The sequence below is a fragment of the Pararoseomonas baculiformis genome (assembly GCF_017813395.1).
In the GTDB taxonomy this organism is placed as follows: domain Bacteria; phylum Pseudomonadota; class Alphaproteobacteria; order Acetobacterales; family Acetobacteraceae; genus Roseomonas; species Roseomonas baculiformis.
The window spans coordinates 1-1668 of sequence record NZ_JAGIZB010000094.1; the positions used below are offsets into that span (position 1 = coordinate 1).

1 protein-coding gene is annotated in these 1668 nt (G+C 71.3%); it reads right to left on the reverse strand.

What is annotated here, in order from left to right; translation table 11 throughout:
- Positions 1–1511 (reverse strand): transposase gene (locus J8J14_RS24700; protein WP_209382194.1). Its coding sequence is split into 2 segments (ribosomal slippage): positions 1–629 and positions 629–1511, totalling 1512 coding nucleotides; the frame shifts between segments, so codons are not numbered across the junction.
- Positions 1512–1668: the final 157 nt, after the last annotated feature.

Below are 1668 nucleotides of genomic sequence, written 5' to 3' on the forward strand. Positions count from 1 at the left end.
CTAGGCCGGCAAAGTCGGCTGGCAGGCAGTCTGTTCCAGTTGGGCCAGGTAGGCTTGTGGATCGCGGCGGAACCGGGTTCGCAGTGTCCGGGCATGGCGTCGCTGTTCAAGACGCTGGCGAAGCTCACCCCAGCGCTTTCGGCTGGCGCGACCCAGGTCACGAGCGGTGGGCGGGCGCTGTCTCGTGACGGTTGCCGCGATCAGGCGCACCTCGCCGCGCAGCACGGCGGCAGGCGAGGCCGCCTTGCGCCCGGTGGCGCGACGCTCGTGGTAGCGCTGGGATCCGAACAGCTGCTCGAGGTCGTTGTTGGTCCTGGGCAGGCCGGGCACGGCGTAGCAGTGGAACAGCCCGGGGCGGTAGCTGCGGGCGACCTTGGCGAAGTGCTCGATGGCTGGGGCCAGTACGCCTGCCCTCTGGCGGTGGCGCAGCATGGCGCCGAGCAGGCCATCGAACCGGCGCCGGACGCGCGCGGCACTCTCATCGCCCCTGTTGCCCAGGATCCTTGCCGCCGCGTGCACCCAGGCATAGGCGCGCTCCACCTCGGGCCAGAACGGGGCCGTGCCCTCCAACCCGCGACCGATCAGCTGGCGCAGCCGCGCGAGCGGCGCGGGCGAGCCCCCTTTTCCAGCACCCGGTCCAGGCTGTCCGCCACCGCCTCCAGCCGTCCCTTGAGCTTCAGCCCGGGGGCGGCGAGCGGCGTGCGGCCATCGTCTGTGATGGCGCTGCGCACGGCCGCGCAGTAGCCCCGCACCACCTCCGAGCCGGCATCCTCGCGCCCCTCGGCCGAGCGCTCGATCCGGCGCACGCCGCGCACCCCCTTCTTGAGCTCCTTCTTGGCATGCCGGTCCGCCTCATAGACCGGGTTGGCCGCCTCCCGCAGGAAGTGAAACTGACAGAGCTGGTGCGGCACCCCGGGCAGCGCCTTGGCCACGGCGCGCCGGATTGAGGTCTGTCCGTCGCTGATCACACCCTCCACCGGCACCCCGATCGCCTCCGCGACCTCGGCCAGCAGCGGTGCAAGGTCCTCGGCCGTGCCTGACAGCAGGCTGCGCGCCAGCAGCACCTCGCCCGAGAGGCACTCGCGCACCACCCACAGCACCTCGTGACCCACATCCGGCTGCATGCCATCCAGCGCCAGGATCGCCCGCCCTTGCCTGGCCAGCACCCTCCGCAGCCGCCGCGTATCGGTCAGCGAGGTGGCCAGCAACTCATCATAGCGGTCCAGCAGATTGGTCACGCTCCGCTCGGCGATCTCCACCCCCCGTCCACGCAGGGCGGCATGGATCTCCGGCACGCTGCGGTGATCCCGGTGCCGCAGCCCCCCCACCATCGCCACCACGTCCAGGCCGAACTCATGCTGGGGCAGGGCCAGCGCCCCTTCCGCCTCGGGCCGGTACGCCAGACGGTAGCGCGCGCAGCCCTCATGCTCGCAGCGGCGGATTTTCAGCCGCAGCCGCACCAGCCCGGACAACGTCACCAGCGTCCGGCGGTTCTCGTAGCGCAATCGCATGTGCCCGCCGCAGCCGGGACATTCTTGCCGGAGAGGAACCAACACCCGCTCACGTCCGGGTTGCGCCCGTGCCAGCAGCCTGGCCATCCCGCGCCTCCAGAGCTCGTCAACCGACCACCCTGCTAACGCACAACGCCAGCCAGCTTTGCCGGCCTAG